Below are 18,993 nucleotides of genomic sequence, written 5' to 3' on the forward strand. Positions count from 1 at the left end.
TGCGTGTCGGCCGGGACGCGCGGTTACTTGAACAGTATGGTGCGGTGTCCATCCAACAGCACCCGGTGCTCCGCATGCCACTGCACGGCCTGGGCGAGGGTGCGTCCCTCGATATCGCGGCCGAGCCGGGCGAGCTGGTCCGCCGTCTTGGAGTGCTCCACGCGGGCAACCTCCTGCTCGATGATCGGCCCTTCATCAAGGTCGTCTGTGACGTAGTGGGCGGTCGCGCCAATGAGTTTCACGCCGCGGGCATGGGCCTGCGCGTAGGGCCGTGCCCCCTTGAACGATGGCAGGAAGGAGTGGTGGATGTTGATCGCGCGGCCGGAAAGGTCACGGCACAGTTCATCGCTGAGGATCTGCATGTAGCGGGCCAGCACCACCAGTTCGACGTCGTGGGCCGCGACCAGTTGCCGCAATGCCGCCTCAGCCTCCGCCTGGTTGTCCGGATTCCGGGGGACATGGTGGAATTCCACGCCGTAGAACCCGGCCAGTTCGCGCAGGTCCGGGTGGTTAGAGACGATGGCGGGAATCTCGATGGGCAGGAGGCCGGAGCGCTGCTGGAAGAGCAGATCGTTCAGGCAGTGACCATCCTTGGACGCCATGATCAGCGTGCGGACCGGTTGGCCATCGGGGTAGAGGCCCCAGTCCATGCCGAACTGCCGCGCCACCGGCGCCAGTCCGGATTCGAGATCCGGCAGGGCTGCCGTCGTCGTCATTGCCACCCGCATAAAGAATCTGTCCGTATCCGGACTGCCGTATTGCTGCGATTCAGTGATGTTGCACCCGGCGGCAACGAGGGCACCACTGACCGCGTGCACGATGCCCGGGCGGTCGGGGCATGACAGGGTCAACGTGTACTGCGGAGAAGAAGAAATGTCCGGCGAATTCACACTCCAACGCTACCGCGCGGGGCTTCGTCCTGCTGCGCTAAAGTGGGTAGCGTCGCGACTGGCGTGAGGTGGAGTACCACCGGGGAGTGGCGGAGCAGCAGATTACGGTCGTACGCCTGGGCCGGGAGTCACGTGAATACCGGTAAACCGGTAGCCTGACCTGTAGACCTTCGTAACTCTCACCAGGAGACTCCGTGAGTACACAATCCCCGTCCCTGACCTCGTCCGTGACCAACCTCCCGCTGTCCGAAGTCGATCCTGAGATTGCCGCCGTCCTCGACGACGAGCTGTCCCGCCAGCGCGGCACCCTCGAGATGATCGCATCCGAGAACTTCGCGCCGCGCTCCGTCCTGGAGGCGCAGGGATCGGTGCTGACCAACAAGTACGCCGAAGGCTATCCCGGCCGGCGATACTACGGCGGCTGCGAGTATGTCGACGTGGCCGAGAACCTGGCCCGCGACCGCGCCAAGGCACTGTTCGGCGCCGAGCACGTCAACGTCCAGCCGCATGCCGGCGCGCAGGCGAACTCGGCCGCACTGGCCGCGATGATCAAGCCAGGCGACAAGATCATGGGGCTCGAGCTGGCCCATGGCGGACACCTCACCCACGGCATGAAGCTGAACTTTTCCGGCAAGCTGTACGAGGTCGCTGCTTACGGCGTGGACCCGGATACGCTCCGTATAGATATGGACAAGGTGCGCGAGCAGGCTCTGGCCGAGCGGCCCAATGTGATTATCGCCGGCTGGTCAGCCTATTCGCGCCAGCTCGACTTCGCCGCCTTCCGCGAGATTGCCGATGAGGTGGGCGCCTACCTCTGGACCGATATGGCGCACTTCGCCGGCCTGGTCGCCGCTGGCCTGCACCCAAATCCGGTTCCGCATTCCGACGTCGTCACCTCCACGGTGCACAAGACCCTGGCCGGTCCGCGCTCGGGCGTCATCCTCACCAAGCAGGAGCTGGCGAAGAAAATTGACTCCGGTGTCTTCCCGGGCCAGCAGGGCGGACCGCTGATGCACGCCATCGCGGCCAAGGCCGTGGCCTTCAAGATCGCCGGCTCACAGGAGTTCAAGGAGCGCCAGCAGCGGACGCTGAATGGCGCCAACATCCTGGCCGACCGGTTGATGGGCTCCGACGTTGCCGAACATGGCGTGACCGTACTGACCGGCGGCACCGACGTCCACCTCGTGCTGGTGGACCTGCGCAACTCGGCGATGGACGGCAAGCAGGCAGAGGATCTGCTGCACAGCGCCGGAATCACCGTCAACCGCAATGCCGTCCCGTTCGACCCGCGACCGCCGATGGTGACTTCCGGACTGCGGATCGGTACCCCGGCGTTGGCCACCCGCGGCTTTGGCGATGCCGAATTCACTGAAGTTGCCGAAATCATTGCGACGGCGCTGAAGCCGGGTGCCGACGTCGACAGTCTGCGTCAGCGGGTGGACACGCTGGCCGGCAATTTCCCGCTGTACCCCGGACATGAGGAGTGGTAATCCAATGAGCCAACAGGACGCGACCACGGAACAAGAAACGGCGACGACGGCGGCACAAGGGGCGACGACGGTGCACACCGATGCTGCGGAGCGGGACAGTACGCGGGTAGGCACGCCCGTGGCTGCCCGGAAACTGGACGGCAAGGCCACCGCGCGCGCCATCAAAGCTGAACTGGCCGAGCGCGTGGCGGTTTTAAAGGAGAAGGGCGTCACTCCGGGGCTGGGTACCGTATTGGTGGGCAGCGACCCGGCCAGCCACTCGTATGTGGGAGGCAAGCACAAGGACTGCGCCGAGATCGGGATTAACTCGATCCGCAAGGAACTGCCTGAGGACATTACCCAGGAGGAGCTCGAAGCAGTCATCGATGAGATGAACGCGGATCCTGCGACGACTGCCTACATCGTCCAGCTCCCGCTGCCGGGACAGGTGAATGCCAACACGATCCTGGAGCGGATGGATCCGGCGAAGGACGCCGATGGGCTGCATCCGATCAACCTGGGCCGGCTGGCACTGAACGTCAGCACGCCCGTCAACGCGCCGCTGCCGTGCACTCCGCACGGGATCGTGGAGTTGCTGGTCCGGCACGGAATCTCGCTCAATGGCAAGAATGTGCTGGTGATCGGCCGCGGCGTCACGGTGGGCAGGCCGCTGGGACTGCTGCTGACCCGCCGGGCGATTAATGCGACAGTCACCCTGGCCCACACCGGAACTGTTGACCTGCCCGAACACCTGCAACGGGCCGACGTCGTCATCGCTGCGGCCGGTCTCCCGGGGATGATCAAAGCCGAGGAACTGAAGCAGGGCGCCATCGTGCTCGACGTCGGCGTCACCAGGATTACCGACCCGGAGACGGGCAAAGCAACCCTGACCGGCGACGTCGATCCTGCCGCCGTCGATGTGGCTTCGTGGATCTCTCCCAACCCCGGCGGTGTCGGTCCGATGACGCGTGCCATGCTGTTGGCCAATGTGGTCGAGGCCGCTGAATGGCAGGCGGGCATCATCGCGGATTAGCCGCTCCGCTGATCAACACAAATCGAATATCCCGCCAGCCGGGCCAGGCGCACATGCTTGGCCCGGCTTGCTGTTTAAGGCGGCAGGCTGTGACCAGTGGGACTCACGGAATATTCATACCGCGCACCCCTTGTCCCCGGCCCTTGAGGCATCCTACACTTTGAGCACGGGCTGGTTCCGCATTGTGCAACAACACTCACATAGCGAAATTGTCCTCGAATAAAATGCAACACCGCTGCAGGTTGGTTTACGGCTTCTGTTTCAAGTGGGGCGCATCATGGGCATCGGTGCTCAGGGTCAACGCCACTCACCGGCATAGGCGGTCAGCGGGGCTGCATAGCCAAGCGCGAGCTCAGGGAGTCCCCATGAACAACAACGTCCCCTCAGTCGATCAGTCGACGCGAAAAGTTCCGATTAATCTCCGCCAGTCCGGCCCGACCCCCGTTGAAATGTTGATCGACACCCGCATCCGCAAATCGCCCTATTGGGAGCTCTCCCACCAGGCCGGTTGCTGGCGGGCTTCCACCTATAACCGCATGTATCACCCGCGCGGCTACGTCCGTCCCGAAGATGGCGGAATGATGGTCGAGTACGACGCACTCGTCAATCACGTCACGATGTGGAATGTCGCCGTCGAGCGGCAGATTCAGGTTAAGGGGCCCGACGCCGAGGCTCTGGTGGACTATGTCATCACGCGCGATGCAACCAAGATTCCGCCGATGCGGGCGCGGTACGTCATTTTGTGCAACGAAGCTGGCGGCATCCTCAACGACCCGGTCCTGCTGCGCATTGCCGAAGATGAGTTCTGGTTCAGCCTTTCGGACTCCGATCTGATGTTGTGGCTCCAGGGCGTCAACGTCGGTAAGAAGTTCGACGTCGAAATCAACGAGATCGACGTCGCACCAGTGCAGATCCAGGGTCCGAAATCGGTTGATCTGCTCGTCGACCTTGTCGGTCCGGCAGCGGCGGAAATTCCTTCTTACGGGCTCCTCGCCTCGGCGGTCGGCGGCTGCGAAGTCGTCATTTCGCAAACCGGCTTCACCGGCGAGAAGGGATACGAAATCTACCTGCGGGATGCAACGCTCTACGCCGAGCAGATGTGGAATGCGGTGCTGGAAGCAGGCAAGAAGCACAACCTGATGGTCGTCGCTCCGGCGCACCACCGCAGGATCGCTGCAGGCATCCTCTCCTGGGGCCAGGACATGGACGTCGAAACCTTGCCGTTCCAGGTCAATCTCGGTTATCAGGTTCCGCGCCAGAAGACAGCGGATTATATCGGCAAGCAGGCTCTCGAGGCGGCCCGCGATGCGGTGAATGCAGGGTTTCCTCCCTACACACACACGCTGGTCGGAATGCAGTTGGGTGGCCGTGCCATTGACGACTATGCCCCGGACTTCTGGCTGATCAGTTCCGAACCAGAGACTGAACCCACCGGATACGTTACGTCGCCGTGGTACTCCCCGGAGCTGGGCACCAACATCGCCATGGGATTCGTACCCATCGGTCTGGCGGACCTCGGCACGGAACTATGGGTGCACTTGCCTGACCAGTACTCCGACTTCGTCGGCAAGCCGGTTCGTGCCCTGGTCGTGGAAATGCCGTTCCGTCCCTCGGTGAATCCAAACCAGCGCGAGCGGCTCAGGGGCCAGGGCCTGGACGCGGCGGTTTGAGCAGGGCTGGGCGGACGAGGGACAACGCGGGTTGAACATCACAGCCGACCGCAGGAAGGCGCCCTTCTTGTTACCCGGGCCCTTCCTGTTCCTCCCGTCCGCCCAGCTGCTCCAGCCATTCGCTGAGCCAGCGCTCGGTCCCTGCGACCTGGTTAAAGGTGTAGATATGCAGTCCCGCGATCTTCGCCTGGGGGTCGGCAGCCAGCGGCGCGCTCTTTTCGAGGAACCGCCGGGGGCTGTAGCCGCCGGGGCTGGCGATGCGGGCGAACAAGGACCTGTGCTTGCTCAGGAACCTGGTCGATTCGCCGACGCCGATCTTGGTCGCCATGCTGAGGAGCTTCGCCCGCTGCACCGGCCCTGGCATGCCGACCAGCAACGGCAGATCGACGCCGCGGCCACGCACCTGATGTACCCAGCCGGACAGTACCTTGGGGTCGAAGCACATGTTGCTGACCAACTCTGTGGCATGCGGGAGCTTGTCGGCCATCGCCTTGATGAGGACGTCGTCGGAAATGCTGGGGTGCTGCTCCGGGTAGCCGGCAATTCCCACCCGGGCGAATGGACTGCCGAGTCCGGCAAGGTCCTCCAGCAGGCCGAGGGCTGCATCGTACTCTCCGGCGGGCGGGGTGGCGTCCCCGGCCGGGACGAAGACCCCTTCCACGCCCAAGCCAGTCAGCCGGTCGACGATTTCCGTCAGTTCGGAGCGGCCGCTGATCATCCGTGCCGCGAGGTGCGGCACCGCGTGGTATCCGTTGCGGGCCAGCAGTTCGGCCAGATCAAGGGTCGCCGCCAGCCCCTTCGCTGTCGACGCCGTGACGGTCAGGGTCCGTTCCCTCGGAACATGCTCCAGAACCGTGTCGGCGATCGAAGCCGTGGGAAGAATCTCGTAGCGGGCTCTGGACAGCAGTGTGCGGATGGTTCCGCTGTGCGCCTGATTGGGCATATGCCTCACCATACCGCCCCTGACCCGGTCAAATGCCGACAATCGGCACTCTTTCCACAACAGAATCTGTGTCTCTTGAAAACCCCGTCCGCCGGGGCCAGACTGGAGGTGCACGGAGCAACGACGGCCGTGCGCAGGTCTGCGTCCCGCAGCGGTCTGATCAGAAAGGCCCAAACCGATAATGCTTACCAATCTTGAAATCTCCCGGGGCGCAAGCCTCCTGCCGCTGCAGAGCATCGCTGCCGATATGGGCATTGGCGAACATCTGTTGGAACCATATGGCAGATCGGCGGCAAAAATTTCCCTTGAGGCCGTTGAGGAACTGAAGGACCGGCCGAGGGGGAAGTACATCGTCGTCTCCTCCATCACGCCGACGCCGCTCGGAGCGGGCAAGACCACCACATCCGTCGGACTCGGGCAGGCCTTCAGCCACCTGGGCAAGCGCGGTATCGTCGCAATCCGGCAGCCATCCATGGGGCCGACCTTTGGTATCAAGGGCGGCGCGGCGGGCGGCGGCTATTCGCAGGTCGTTCCGATGGAAGCACTCAATCTGCATCTGACCGGTGATATGCACGCCGTCACCGCGGCCCACAACCTGCTCTCGGCGATGGTGGACAACCACCTGCACAAGGGAAACACCCTGGGGCTCGATCCTCAGTCGATCACCTGGCGCCGGGTCCTGGATGTCAACGACCGCGAACTTCGCCACATCGTTACGGGTCTCGGGGGAAAGGCCGATGGCGCACCCCGCCAGGCAGGGTTCGACATTACCGCTGCGAGCGAGGTGATGGCGCTGCTTGCACTGTCGACATCGTTGCGGGATCTGCGCGAACGGCTCGGCCGGATCGTGGTTGGCTACGACCGCGAAGGCGGACCGGTCACCGCCGAAATGCTAAAGGCCGCAGGTGCCATATGCGTCATCCTGACGGAGGCTATCAAGCCGAACCTGATGCAGACGGTCGAGCAGACTCCTGTGCTGGTGCACTGCGGACCGTTCGGAAATATTGCCACCGGCAACTCGTCCATTATCGCGGACCAGATCGGTATCCGCAGCGGCGACTACCTCGTCACCGAGGCCGGCTTCGGCGCCGACATGGGAGCCGAACGGTTCTTCAACATTAAGTGCCGCAATTCCGGTCTGACTCCCGACGCGGCCGTCATCGTTGCCACTGTCCGCGACCTGAAAACGCACTCCGGCAAGTACCGGGTAGTTGCCGGACGGCCGCTTCCCGAGGCAATGCTCGAGGAGAACCCGGAAGACGTCTTCGCCGGGGCCCCCAACCTCCGCAAACAGATTGCGAATATCCGCCTGCATGGGATCGAACCGGTGGTGGCGGTCAACGCCTTCCCCACAGACTTCGAAAGCGAGCACCAGGCCATTTTGGACATTGCTGCGGAGGAATCGGCACGGGCGGCCGTATGCACCCATGTGGTCGACGGCGGCAAGGGTGCCGTGGAGTTGGCCCGGGCGGTGATGGAGGTATGCGACGAGCCGAATGACTTCCGGCAGCTGTATCCCGATTCGATGCCGTTGGTCGAAAAGATCGAGACGGTGGCCCGCAACGTGTATGGAGCGGACGGTATTGACCTGTCCCCGCTGGCGGCGCGGCAGCTGGCGGATTACGAACGGTGCGGATTCGGTCAATTGCCGGTCTGCATTGCCAAGTCCCACCTGTCACTGTCGTCCGATCCCAGCCTCAAGGGTGCACCCACGGGATGGCGGCTGCCGGTCCGCGAGGTCCGGGCTTCGGTCGGGGCAGGTTTCATCTATCCAATCTGCGGGGATATGAGCACCATGCCCGGCCTGTCCTCCAGCCCCGCAGCAGAACGGATTGATATCGGTGAGAACGGTGAAATCATCGGACTGGCCTAAGAGATGACTCCAGGTTGGGAAGCCGGTGACTACCTGGAGCGGCCGCTGCAGGAATTATTGGACGACGTCGGCGGTACGGATCCGGCGCCGGCGGCTGGATCCGTCACGGCCGCCACCGTGTCGCTCGCGGCCGCGCTGACGGCAAAAGTGGCGCATCGCTCCACAACGCAGCGGCCCGACGCCGGCGCGCTGGCGGACCGTGCCACTGCACTTCGCGATCGGGTGTCGGCTCTGATTACCGCTGACGCCGCCGGCTACGCCGAGGTGCTCGCAGCGCAACGGCGGGGAAGGGGAAAGGCGGAGGCGATGGCTGAAGCGGTGCGGATACCTGCGGAGATTGCCGAAGCCGCCGCCGAAATCGCTGAACTGGCCGCCGTCCTGGCCGAGAACGGCAACCCGAACCTGCGCTACGACGCGCTCGCGGCGGTGGATCTGGCCGACCAGGGCGCGGCGGTGGCCGCATCACTGGTGAGCGCCAACTCGGTTGCCGCCAGCGCAGCCGCTGCCGCTGCGGCGCTCGCGGCCGCCCGCAGGGCCACCGACATTGCTGCCGGGGTCGTCCGGCCGCACTGATACGCGACACCCCGCAGAGGTTCCACGAACCACTTCTACAGGCTAGGCGTTGTAGCCGAGGTGGTGGCTGATTTGTTCGCCCGCGCGGATGAGTTCACCCGGAAGTCCCGGCACTTCTTCCGGATCGAACCGGAATGCCGGCCCGGAAATACTAACAGAGCCAATGACGTCCCCACGGTAGTCCCTGACCGGTACGGCGGCGGCATTCAACCCGATTTCCAACTCCTCGTAAACGGTCGAATAGCCGGTGGCGACGATGTCGGCAAGGTGTTTTTCCAGGTCATCCCGGTCCGTGATCGTGTTCGGCGTTTCGGCAGGCAGGCCAGTTGCGGCCAGCAGCTGGTCCCTTTCGGCGGGTTCAAGGTGAGCGAGGAAGACTTTGCCGCTGGCCGTCGCGTGCACCGGTGTTAGGTTCCCGATCCAGTCATGCGTTGCCACTGACGAGGGGCCCATCGCCTGATCCACATTGACCGCGAAGTTCGAGCGTAAGACCGCCAGGTTGGTGGTCTCGCCGAATGCGTCGGCAAGGACCTGAAGCACGGGCCGGGCCTCCTGCACCAGGCTCAGCTTGCCCGGGATGGCTGCCGCCAGCCGGAGGATGCCGAAACCGAGTTGGTATTTTCCGCGGTCCACATGCGGTTGGATCATGCCGCGCTGATCGAGGGCACTCAGCAACCTGGACGCGGTGGACTTATGTACCCCCATCGTTTCGGCGATCTCTGTGACACCCGAACCACCGGTGCGGGCGAGTATTTCGAGCACAGTGATGGCGCGGTCCACGGACTGTACTCCGCCGGGGCCGGAAGTCCGTTCCTCAGAGCCGTTCGACGTCTCGGTATCCATAGAAAATTCCTGTAGCCGGCGTGATTTATCGACGGGGCAGGCCGTTTGCCTGCCCGGACTGCCATTCTATGTCGTGGCCTGCCTATCCGCGGATCTTCTTCATCCCGGGATCCACCAACGGTTCGGCGACGACGGTGGCCGGTATTCGGTTCCCGAAGTAATCGATCTCCACCTGGCACCCCTCCACAGCTGACGAAGGAAGCCACGCGTAGGCGATCGGGGAGTGAACCGTGTGTCCATACGCAGCGCTGGTGATGTAACCGGCGCGTTCTCCCTTGAGGAACACAGGTTCCTTGCCCATCACCATTGATTCGCCGTCGTCGATCATCAGGCAGCGGAGCCGGCGCGTTGCCGTGTCCTCGCTCCGCCCCGTCAGCGCTTCCCTGCCGACAAAGTCGCCCTTGGCCGGCCGGACGGCAAAGCCCAGACCCGCCGCGTAAGGATCGTGCTCAGTGTCGACGTCGGAACCCCATGCCCGGTATCCTTTTTCGATCCGCATGCTGTTGAATGCGCTTCTGCCGGCGGCGATCACACCCAGCGGTTGCCCCGCCTGCCAAAGCGCATCCCAGAGCTTCAGCCCGTTCTCGGCACTGGCGTAGATTTCGTATCCCAGCTCGCCCACGTAGGACAGCCGCAGCGCCCGGACCGGTATTCCAGCGATGGCTGTCTGTTGCCCGCGGAAGTATTTCAACGCCTGATTCGAAAAGTCCGCCGGACTCAGCGGCTGAATCAGGTCGCGGGCGCGGGGACCCCAAACACCAATGCAGCAGGTTCCACCGGTGATGTCGCGGACCTCGACCCAGTCGGCCGGGTTCTCCTGGCCCTGGTCGCGGGCGGCCTTGTGCAGATAGTCAAAGTCGAGGCCACCGTTGACCCCTGCCTGGAACAGGTTCTCCTCGATCCTCGCGACGGTGATGTCGCTCTTGACGCCACCGGCAGCGTCCAGCGCCAACGTATAGGTCACCGAACCGATGCTCTTGTCCAGCTGATTGGAGGTCAGCCGCTGCAGCAATGGCAGGGCTCCCGGGCCGGACACCTCGAGCCGTTTGAGCGGGGTCATATCGAACATCGCCACGTTCGTGCGGGTGGCATACACCTCAGCGGCGGCGATGGGGGAGTCGAACCGCGCCGACCAGGGATCGCGTGCCGGCGGCTGCCATTCCGGCGGCAGCTCTGCCAGCAGCGCGGCGTTGGTCTCGTACCAGTGCGGCCGCTCCCAGCCTGATGATTCGAGGAAGTATGCGCCGAGCTCCTGCTGCCGCGGGAAGAACGGCGATACCCTCAGGTTCCGGGGCGATAGCCGCGGCTCGAGCGGATGCCGGACATCGTAGATCTCGATAAAGTTCTGCTGCGACGTCTCACTGATGTAGTCAGGCTGCAACTGGACTTCTTCGAAGCGTGCGATGTCGAGTTCCCGCAGGTCGGTTTCGGAACGGCCGGTGACCAGCAGCTCCGCCACGGCCTTGGCCACACCCGCCGAATGCGTGATCCAGACCGCCTCGGCCAGAAAGAACCCGCGCAGCTGCCTCGATTCGCCCACCAGCGATCCGCCGTCGGGCGTGAAGGAAAAAATGCCGTTGAACCCGTCCGCGATCCGAGCCGTCTGCAGCGAGGGCAACAGCCGCTGGGATTCCTGCCACGAAGGTTCGAAATCATCGGGGGTGAAAGCCAGCCGGGAGGGCATCGACTCGGCGGTAATGCGTTCTGGATCCGGCGCCGCCAGCTCCGCCAGGTCGACCGGCATCGGCCGGTGGGCGTAGGAGCCGATTCCAAGCCGGTCGCCGAATTCGCGGAAATACAGGTCCTCATCCTGGTGCCGCAAGATGGGAAGGCGGGCGTTACTGCCGGTGCCGGTTCCCTCCGGAGCCGGGTCGGTAATTTCCGCCAGGGGTGTCGTTTTCACATACTGATGCGCCAGCGGCAGCAGCGGAACGGTCACGCCGATCAAATCGCCGACGGCGGGACCCCAGAAACCTGCGGCGGAAACAACGACGTCGGCACTGAAGGTTTGGTCTCCGGCCCGCACCCCGGTGACGCGGCCGCCGTCGGAATCAATACCGGTTACGGTGGCGCCACCTATAAACCGTGCCCCGCGCGATTCGGCCCGCGCCTGCAGGAGTTCGACGGCGAGCAGCGCAGAGGCCAGTCCATCCGAAGGAACGTGCAGGGCACCCAGGATGTAGTCGCGGTCCACCAGTGGATGCAGTTTGACGGTTTCCTCGGGATCGAGGAGGCGGGGCTCGAGTCCCCAGGAAGTGGCGAGGCCGTGCCTGCGTTTCAGCTCCGCGAGCCGGGCCTCGGTGGTGGCGACTTCCAGGCCGCCGAGCTGGTTGAAGGCGGGCGTTCCATTCTTTTTCAACGAAAGGAATTTCTGCACCGTGTAGGCGGCGAATTCGGTCATCGCCTTCGAGGGGTTCGTCTGGAACACCAACCCGGGGGCGTGCGACGTGGATCCGCCGGTGCGGGGCAGCGGACCCTGGTCCAGGACGGTGATGTTGGTCCAGCCTCGCCCGGTCAATTCATCGGCGAGATTAGCCCCGACGATTCCTGCTCCTATGATGACGACGCGGGGATTATTGGGTGCCATAGTTTTCCGATCGCTTCGTTGCGCGGGGCGGCAGCTGCGCCGCTTTTCGAGCGTGCGGCGCACCTTGTCTTCGAACCGTAGCGGCGTGGCTCGGAGGCTGTCAATGGTCCGTTTTGGAGGCGTCAATTCCTCCTGCGGCGCCACTGCACTAAAGTGATCTGGTGCACACTAAAGTCTCAACAAACTACGTCATCACTGCCCGGAACCTGACAAAGATGTACGGCGGTTTCAAAGCCGTTGACGATATCTCCTTCGAAGTCCCGGCGGGGGAGTCGTTTGGACTGCTCGGACCTAACGGCGCCGGAAAATCCACCACCATGAAGATGATCGGCGGTGTCTCCGGCCGCACGTCCGGGGAGCTGAGCATCATGGGTCTCGATCCGGAACAGCACGGCCCCGAGGTGCGGGCGCATCTGGGTGTCGTTCCGCAGCAGGACAATCTGGACGAGGACCTCAAGGTCCGCGACAACCTGATCGTCTACGGCCGCTACTTTGGCCTGCCATTGAGCTATCTGCGTCCGAAGGCCGATGAACTGCTCGAGTTCGCGCAGCTGACCGACCGGGCCAAAGCCAAGGTCGACTCCCTCTCGGGCGGGATGAAGCGCCGGCTGACGATTGCCAGGTCGCTGGTGAACGACCCGAAAATCCTGCTGTTGGATGAGCCCACCACCGGCCTCGACCCACAGGCCCGGCACATCCTCTGGGACCGGCTCTTCCGGCTCAAGGAATCCGGGGTGACACTGATCCTCACTACGCACTACATGGACGAAGCGGAGCAGCTCTGCGACCGGCTGATCGTCGTCGACAAGGGCGCCATCATGGCGGAGGGATCGCCGTCGGCGCTGATTAAGGAACACTCCACCCGCGAGGTGCTGGAGCTGCGGTTCGGTTCGCAGCGCAATGCCACCATCGGCGAACAGTTGCAGGGTATTGGCGAGCGGCTGGAAACCCTGCCGGACCGCGTCCTGATCTACACCCGCGACGGCGAAGCTGCTCTTGAGCAGGTCACGGAGCGGGGCTTGCATCCCATTACATCGCTGGTGCGCCGTTCCAGTCTCGAGGATGTTTTCCTGCGCCTGACCGGAAGGAGCCTCGTTGACTAAGCAAGCAGACCAGCAGGCGCAGGACCGCAGCCAGGTGATGTCGCCGTCGGGCCTTCAAGCGCATTCACCGGAGGTAGCGGCGCAGCGGGCACGGAAGTATGGCTCCCTGTACTACGCCGAACACGTCCTGCGGGCGATGCGCGGCTATGGCTGGACCATCGTTGCCTCCAGTGTCGGCACGCCGATCGTGTATCTGTTCGCAATGGGGATCGGGCTGGCCACGCTGGTGGATGCCAGGACCGGGGACCAAGGGCTGGGCGACGTCTCCTACCTGACCTTTGTTGCCCCGGCCCTGTTGGCGACGGCGGCGATCATGGTGGCGAACGAGGAGTTCAGTTATCCGGTGATGGCCGGATTCAAATGGCGCCGGACCTACTACGGCCCCAACGCCTCTCCGCTGAGCAGCAGCCAGATCGTGAACGGGTCGGTGATGGCAGTGACGGTCCGGCTGGCGCTCACCTGCGGAATCTATTTCGTGTTCATGCTCGTCTTCGGCGCCGTTCCGGACGCCACCGGCTGGCTGTCCGCTGTCATCGCGGTGCTGTGTGGGTTGTCGTTCGGGCTGCCCTTGATGGCCTACGCGGCGGGGATCGAGGAGGAAAGGGGGCAGTTCGCGATGGTGATGCGTTTCGTCGTCACTCCATTGTTCCTGTTCTCCGGCACGTTCTTCCCTCTGGACTCGCTGCCGATGGTGGTCCGTTGGATCGGCTGGATCTCGCCGCTCTGGCACGGGACCGAACTGGGCCGCGTGTTCAGTTATGACTACGCCGAGCCGGTCTGGCTCTCCGCGCTGCACGTGCTGTACATGGTGGTGTTGGCGCTCGCGGGCTGGGCCGTGGCGCGGAAGCGCTACGCGAGGAGGCTGGGTAAATGAGTACCGTGATCAAGCAGGAGGACCTGATGCTTGAGGGGCGGAACCGTCCCTTCGGTTCGCTCTACTCACGTAACGCACGTGCCGTCATCGGACGCGGGCTACTGGCAACCAAGAGCAGCAACTGGCTGGTGATGGCCAGCGGCTTCTTCGAACCGGTGCTGTACCTGGTGGCGATGGGAATCGGGCTCGGGGCGCTGGTGGGCGAAGTGGAAGGACCGGGTGGCCAGCCGATCCAGTACGCCGCCTACATCGCGCCGGCGCTGCTGGCCGTTTCCGCGATGAACGGCGCGGTCTACGACTCCACCTGGAACGTTTTCTTCAAGATGAACTTCGCCAAGCTGTACGAGGGGATGCTCTACACCTCGCTCGGCCCGCTTGACGTGGCCCTGGGCGAGATCTTCCTGGCACTGCTGCGGGGGGCCATGTATGCGACCGGCTTCACCGCCGTGATGAGCATGATGGGACTGATTACGACGCCGTGGGCCTTGCTGTTGATCCCGGCGTCGGTCCTGATCGCCTTCGGCTTCGCCAGCTTCGGGATGGGGATCACGAGCTTCATGAAGACATTTCAGCAAATGGACTGGATCAACTTCGTCATGCTCCCGATGTTCCTTTTCTCGGCCACGTTCTATCCGCTCAGCGTCTACCCGACGGCGGTGCAATGGATCATCCAGGCGTTGCCCCTTTGGCACGGGGTGGAGCTGCTGCGCCAGATCAGCGTCGGCGTCTTCACTTCAGCGACGGCCATCCATGTGCTCTACTACCTCGTGATGATCGTCCTCGGCCTGCTGCTGACCACCGGCCGACTGCGCAAACTCTTCCTGAAGTAGCCCACGCGCTCGTCCGGAAACAGCCTCGTGGCAGCATTGACGGCGATTCCAAAGCAACTGACGGCAACCAGTCAAGGGACTGGAGTGACTCAAGCCATAGTGAAGTGTGCCATTCGGTCTTGTCGTCCTGGCGGGTTCGAGTGGCAGGTCCACTTTTAAGCATTCATTCAGGAGCGACACCTACCTATGAATCCATCGTCTAAACAAACACGCAGACGGACGCTGGCTGTCACAGCCGCCGTCGTGCCTCTGTCCCTCGCTTTGGGAGCGAGCGCGTTGGCCGCCATTCCAACCAATGCAAGTAACAGCGAAAAGGTGGCGACTGCCTCGACCCATAACGAGGGCAATCACGGAAAGCCACCGGAAATCGAAGCGCGCGCCAAAGCGACCATCAAGGTCAAAGGCCGGACCTTCAAGGACCTCAACGACAACGGCAAGCTGGACCCATACGAGGACTGGCGTCTTTCGGCCGACGAGCGGGTCGAAGACCTGGTCTCGCAGATGACGCTGAAGGAAAAAGCCGGCCTGATGCTGATCGACACCCTCAACGCAACCTGCGATACGGAGACTCAAACCCGCGGCACGCTTGACCCAGCGGCAACGGATTACATCAACACGCAGAAGATGCACCGGTTAATTTTCCGCAACACCGTCACGACTGAGGACAAGGCAGTCTGCGGCGAATCCGGTGGCGGTTTCCGCGCGAGCACCAGCGTGACGCCGCAGGAAGCGGCCAAGTACATGAACACCATTCAGGAAATGGGGGAGGCCACGCGTCTCGGCATTCCGATGCTGTACAAGTCGAACGCGCGTAACCACATCGATCCTGACGCCCGTGAAGGCATCAATGAAGCTTCAGGAGCATTCACAGCCTTCCCGAAGGAAGCCGGCATCGCCGCAGCCGCCTTGGGCGAGGAGTCCGCCAATACCGGCGGGGCACCGACTACCGGAGACATGTCGGTGGTGGAGGACTTCGCCGGCGTCATGGGCGAGGAATGGAAGGCGATCGGCCTGCGCGGGATGTACGGCTACATGGCCGATCTGTCGACCGAGCCCCGCTGGTACCGTGCCCACGAAACATTCACCGAGGACGCGGATCTCAATGCCAACATTATGACGTCCCTGGTGGAAACACTGCAGGGCCCGGTCAATGAGGATGGCATATCGTTGAGCCCCGACACCTCCGTGGCACTGACCATGAAGCATTTCCCAGGTGGCGGCCCGCAGGAACTGGGCCTTGATCCGCACTATTCGTTCGGCAAGACACAGGTGTACCCGGGCGGCGGCTTTGGGTACCATCTGAAGCCGTTCGAAGCTGCCATCGACGCCGGAGTATCATCCATCATGCCGTACTACGGAGCACCGATGGAGGTGACCTATGACGGCGTCACTTATGACCAGACAGGCATGGCCTTCTCGGAGCAGATTGTCAATGACCTGCTGCGCGGCAAGCTTGGTTTCCAGGGGTACGTCAACTCAGACACGGGCATCATCCAGGACCGCGCCTGGGGGCTGGAGGACAAGTCGGTTCCTGAGCGGGTTGCCGCAGCCATCAACGGTGGCACCGATACGCTCTCGGGTTTCCACGACGTGCAAACCATCATCGATCTGGTTGATCAGGGTCTGGTGACCAAGGAACGAGTCACGACGGCTGCGGAGCGCCTGCTCAAGCCGATGTTCCTGATGGGTCTGTTCGAGGATCCGTACGTTGATGCTTCGAAGGCCAACGATGTCGTCGGTAACTCTGAGCACCAGGAAACAGCGCTGGAGCTGCAGCGCAAGTCAGCCGTGCTTTTGCAGAACGAGGAGACGCCCGACGGCGGCAAGGCTCTGCCGCTTAAGGAGGACTCGGATGTCTACATCCTCGGCAGCATCGACGAGGAGACGGTGGAGAGCTACGGCTACAAGGTCACCAACGGCAACACCCAAGATCCTGCCGACCGGCCGGGTGCAGAAGGCAGCGACCGGGTGCTGATTTCGATGACGGCCAACAACGTCAATACCGGAGACTACAAGAGTGATGCCCCCAAGACGGGCCTCAACGAGGAACACATCAACCCCATCGAATTTCCAGGTGTAAAGGGATTGGATGGCGAGAGCCCGTACGGCGCAGCCGATGCGTGTGTTGCCTATGGTGCCGAAGAGTGTACGGACAACGGTCTTAGATTCGGTGGATCACTACCATGGGAATCCAGCATTCTGGACTTCACCGGCATGTCCAACGCCGAATCCTGGAAGGTAACGCCGTCGCTGGAAACCATCCAGCAGGTCATGAAAGAGGTCGACGATCCCAGCAAGGTGGTGCTGCAGGTCTACTTCCGGCAGCCGTTCGTCCTTGACAAGGCCAGCGGTCTGCGCGACGCCGGAGCCATCGTGGCTGGCTTCGGAATGAGCGACAAGGCACTGATGGACATTCTGTCCGGAAAGGTCAGCCCGCAGGGCAAAATGCCGTTTGCGCTGGCCGGAACGAGGAAGGCCGTCAAGGAACAGTACAGTGATCTGCCAGGCTACAAGGAAACCACTGACGGAGCGCTATTCCCGTTTGGTTTCGGACTGACCTACTAGGGGGGGCGGATCACCACGGACTGGATGTAGTCCGGCTCTCCGCCACAAATGAGAGCCCGTCCCATCACGGGGCGGGCTCTCATTTGGTGCCTGGCGATTGAGGCTAGACGTGTACCCCGGGATCCAGGATGCGCGGTGCAAGCCTGGTGAGCTGAGTGACGTGCCTCGGGGACAATTCCTCGATGGAGTTGACTTGAAGGAGCTTCATTGTGCGTGTGATCTCCTCCGAGAGGATTGAGATGGTGCGGTCCACGCCCGCGCGTCCGCCAGCCATCAACCCGTAGAGGTACGCGCGGCCGATGAGTGTGAACTTGGCACCGAGAGCCATGGAGGCGACAATGTCCGCTCCACTCATGATTCCGGTATCCACCATGATCTCGATGTCGTCTCCTACCTCGCGGGCCACCGTTGGGAGCAGATGGAATGGGATAGGTGCGCGATCAAGCTGGCGGCCGCCGTGATTCGACAGGACGATGCCGTCGACGCCCAAGTCCGTGAGTTTCCTGGCATCCTCAAGAGTCTGGACGCCCTTGACGACCAGCTTGCCCGGCCACATCTGCCGGATGATGCCTAGATCGTCGTAGCTGATCGATGGATCCATCGCCGAGTCGAGCAGTTCTCCGACGGTCCCTCCTGTGGAGGACAGCGATGCGAATTCCAGCTTGGGTGTGGTGATGAAGTCCCACCACCACCAGGGCCGCGGAAGGGCATTGAGTACGGTGCCCATCGAGATCTGGGGCGGGATCGAGAAGCCGTTGCGCTTGTCCCGCAGGCGGGCCCCCGCGATCGGCGTGTCCACGGTGAAGAAGAGCGTATCGTATCCAGCTGCCGCAGCGCGTTCGACCAGACCGTAGGAGATCTCGCGCTGCCGCATGACATAGAGCTGGAACCAGTTCCTCCCGGCGGGGTTGGCATCCCGGACGGCCTCGATGGATGTCGTGCCGAGGGTGGAGAGCGAGAACGGGATGCCCGCTGCACCGGCCGCACCCGCGCCGGCGATTTCTCCTTCGGTCTGCATCAGGCGGGTGAATCCGGTAGGCGCGATTCCGAATGGCAGCGCCGAGTGGCCGCCGAGGATCGTTGTCGAGGTATCCACGTTGGAGACGTCATTGAGGATGGCCGGATGAAATTCGACATCCTGAAAGGCTTGGCGTGCACGGGTCAAGGACAGCTCTGCTTCTGCGCCGCCGTCTGTGTAGTCGAAGGCGGCGGCGGGCGTACGGCGTTTGGCAATGTTGCGCAGATCTTCGATCGTCAAGGCGGCCTCAAGCCGGCGTTTGAGAGGGTCGAGTTCTATTTTCTTGAACTGCAGCAGATCAAATATCTCGGAGACTTTGGGTATTTGTCTCGTGGTCATGTTGGTTCTCCTCGGGTGTATGGGAAATGGGGCGTATCGATTCGTCAGGGCCGCGTCCCGGTACGGACGATGTGAATGCGGCTCATCCCACAGTTATGTGTGATTTCGCCGGACTTTGCCGCCTCATCCAGCCGACGAGCAGGGCCAACGTTGCGAGGAGCAGTATGAGCATGAAAGTACCGAGGTTGAGACCCAGCCCGTGGATAAATACGTAGGCCAGTGGGCCGGCTGCAAGGCAGTAGTACGTGGTGATGATGATGGTTTTCCGGAGAAGATCTCCCTCGCGTCCTAGGAGACCTACTGTGGCTGATGCGGCGACGATGTTGTGGATGGCAATCGGGTTGCCGCCGGCACCGCCGACGGCTTGGGCTGCCACTACAGTC

At 62.9% G+C, this 18,993-nt stretch carries 15 protein-coding genes and 1 riboswitch; of the genes, 9 read left to right on the top strand and 6 right to left on the bottom strand.

Features of this window, described 5'->3' with window-relative positions:
* Positions 1 to 23: 23 nt before the first annotated feature.
* The gene (gene purU / locus ACX80B_RS15970; protein WP_459297935.1) at positions 24 to 890 is read right to left on the bottom strand and encodes a formyltetrahydrofolate deformylase; all 867 of its coding nucleotides are present in this window, start codon (positions 888 to 890) and stop codon (positions 24 to 26) included.
* A 44-nt stretch (positions 891 to 934) separates the two neighbouring features.
* Positions 935 to 1,019: riboswitch (ZMP/ZTP riboswitch) on the top strand.
* A gap of 65 nt (positions 1,020 to 1,084) precedes the next feature.
* Between purU and glyA the strand changes: the two genes are divergently transcribed.
* The 3 genes from glyA (at position 1,085) to ACX80B_RS15985 (ending at position 5,062) form a co-directional block, all read left to right on the top strand.
* Positions 1,085 to 2,380, top strand: a complete 1,296-nt coding sequence (gene glyA / locus ACX80B_RS15975; protein ID WP_459297937.1) for a serine hydroxymethyltransferase — start codon at positions 1,085 to 1,087, stop codon at positions 2,378 to 2,380.
* 118 nt (positions 2,381 to 2,498) lie between these two features.
* Entirely contained in the window at positions 2,499 to 3,392 is an 894-nt protein-coding gene (locus ACX80B_RS15980) for a bifunctional methylenetetrahydrofolate dehydrogenase/methenyltetrahydrofolate cyclohydrolase (protein WP_459297968.1), read from the top strand.
* A 365-nt stretch (positions 3,393 to 3,757) separates the two neighbouring features.
* Entirely contained in the window at positions 3,758 to 5,062 is a 1,305-nt protein-coding gene (locus tag ACX80B_RS15985) for a glycine cleavage T C-terminal barrel domain-containing protein (RefSeq protein ID WP_459297939.1), read from the top strand.
* A 70-nt stretch (positions 5,063 to 5,132) separates the two neighbouring features.
* Here the strand turns inward: ACX80B_RS15985 and ACX80B_RS15990 are convergent, their stop codons facing one another.
* Positions 5,133 to 6,005 carry a methylenetetrahydrofolate reductase gene (locus tag ACX80B_RS15990; RefSeq protein ID WP_459297941.1) on the bottom strand — a complete coding sequence of 291 codons (873 nt, stop codon included), beginning with the start codon at positions 6,003 to 6,005 and terminating at the stop codon, positions 5,133 to 5,135.
* Between the two features lie 181 nt (positions 6,006 to 6,186).
* Here ACX80B_RS15990 and ACX80B_RS15995 point away from each other — a divergent pair, with 181 nt between their 5' ends.
* Positions 6,187 to 7,878, top strand: coding sequence for a formate--tetrahydrofolate ligase (locus ACX80B_RS15995; RefSeq protein WP_459297943.1), 1,692 nt, complete (start codon positions 6,187 to 6,189; stop codon positions 7,876 to 7,878).
* A 3-nt stretch (positions 7,879 to 7,881) separates the two neighbouring features.
* A complete protein-coding gene (locus ACX80B_RS16000) occupies positions 7,882 to 8,451 on the top strand; it encodes a cyclodeaminase/cyclohydrolase family protein (RefSeq protein WP_459297944.1) in 570 nt (189 codons plus the stop codon).
* A gap of 42 nt (positions 8,452 to 8,493) precedes the next feature.
* Here the strand turns inward: ACX80B_RS16000 and ACX80B_RS16005 are convergent, their stop codons facing one another.
* Positions 8,494 to 9,294 (bottom strand): IclR family transcriptional regulator, encoded by an 801-nt coding sequence (locus tag ACX80B_RS16005; RefSeq protein ID WP_459297946.1) that lies wholly within the window; start codon positions 9,292 to 9,294, stop codon positions 8,494 to 8,496.
* 82 nt (positions 9,295 to 9,376) lie between these two features.
* The gene (locus tag ACX80B_RS16010) at positions 9,377 to 11,881 is read right to left on the bottom strand and encodes a GcvT family protein (RefSeq protein ID WP_459297948.1); all 2,505 of its coding nucleotides are present in this window, start codon (positions 11,879 to 11,881) and stop codon (positions 9,377 to 9,379) included.
* 215 nt (positions 11,882 to 12,096) lie between these two features.
* Here ACX80B_RS16010 and ACX80B_RS16015 point away from each other — a divergent pair, with 215 nt between their 5' ends.
* The 4 genes from ACX80B_RS16015 (at position 12,097) to ACX80B_RS16030 (ending at position 17,253) form a co-directional block, all read left to right on the top strand.
* Positions 12,097 to 12,984, top strand: a complete 888-nt coding sequence (locus ACX80B_RS16015; protein ID WP_459297970.1) for an ABC transporter ATP-binding protein — start codon at positions 12,097 to 12,099, stop codon at positions 12,982 to 12,984.
* Positions 12,985 to 13,021: 37 nt separating this feature from the next.
* Positions 13,022 to 13,858, top strand: coding sequence for an ABC transporter permease (locus tag ACX80B_RS16020; protein ID WP_459297972.1), 837 nt, complete (start codon positions 13,022 to 13,024; stop codon positions 13,856 to 13,858).
* Positions 13,855 to 14,688, top strand: coding sequence for an ABC transporter permease (locus tag ACX80B_RS16025; protein WP_459297950.1), 834 nt, complete (start codon positions 13,855 to 13,857; stop codon positions 14,686 to 14,688). Before ACX80B_RS16020 ends, ACX80B_RS16025 begins: the two co-directional genes overlap by 4 nt.
* 186 nt (positions 14,689 to 14,874) lie before the next feature.
* A complete protein-coding gene (locus ACX80B_RS16030; protein ID WP_459297952.1) occupies positions 14,875 to 17,253 on the top strand; it encodes a glycoside hydrolase family 3 protein in 2,379 nt (792 codons plus the stop codon).
* A 103-nt stretch (positions 17,254 to 17,356) separates the two neighbouring features.
* Here ACX80B_RS16030 and ACX80B_RS16035 read toward each other — a convergent pair whose 3' ends face one another.
* Both ACX80B_RS16035 and ACX80B_RS16040 read right to left on the bottom strand, forming a co-directional pair.
* A complete protein-coding gene (locus ACX80B_RS16035) occupies positions 17,357 to 18,610 on the bottom strand; it encodes an alpha-hydroxy acid oxidase (protein ID WP_459297954.1) in 1,254 nt (417 codons plus the stop codon).
* Positions 18,611 to 18,692: 82 nt separating this feature from the next.
* The coding region (locus ACX80B_RS16040) for an L-lactate permease (RefSeq protein ID WP_459297956.1) at positions 18,693 to 18,993 on the bottom strand (301 nt) is incomplete at its 5' end.

This window comes from Arthrobacter monumenti (genome assembly GCF_054511255.1).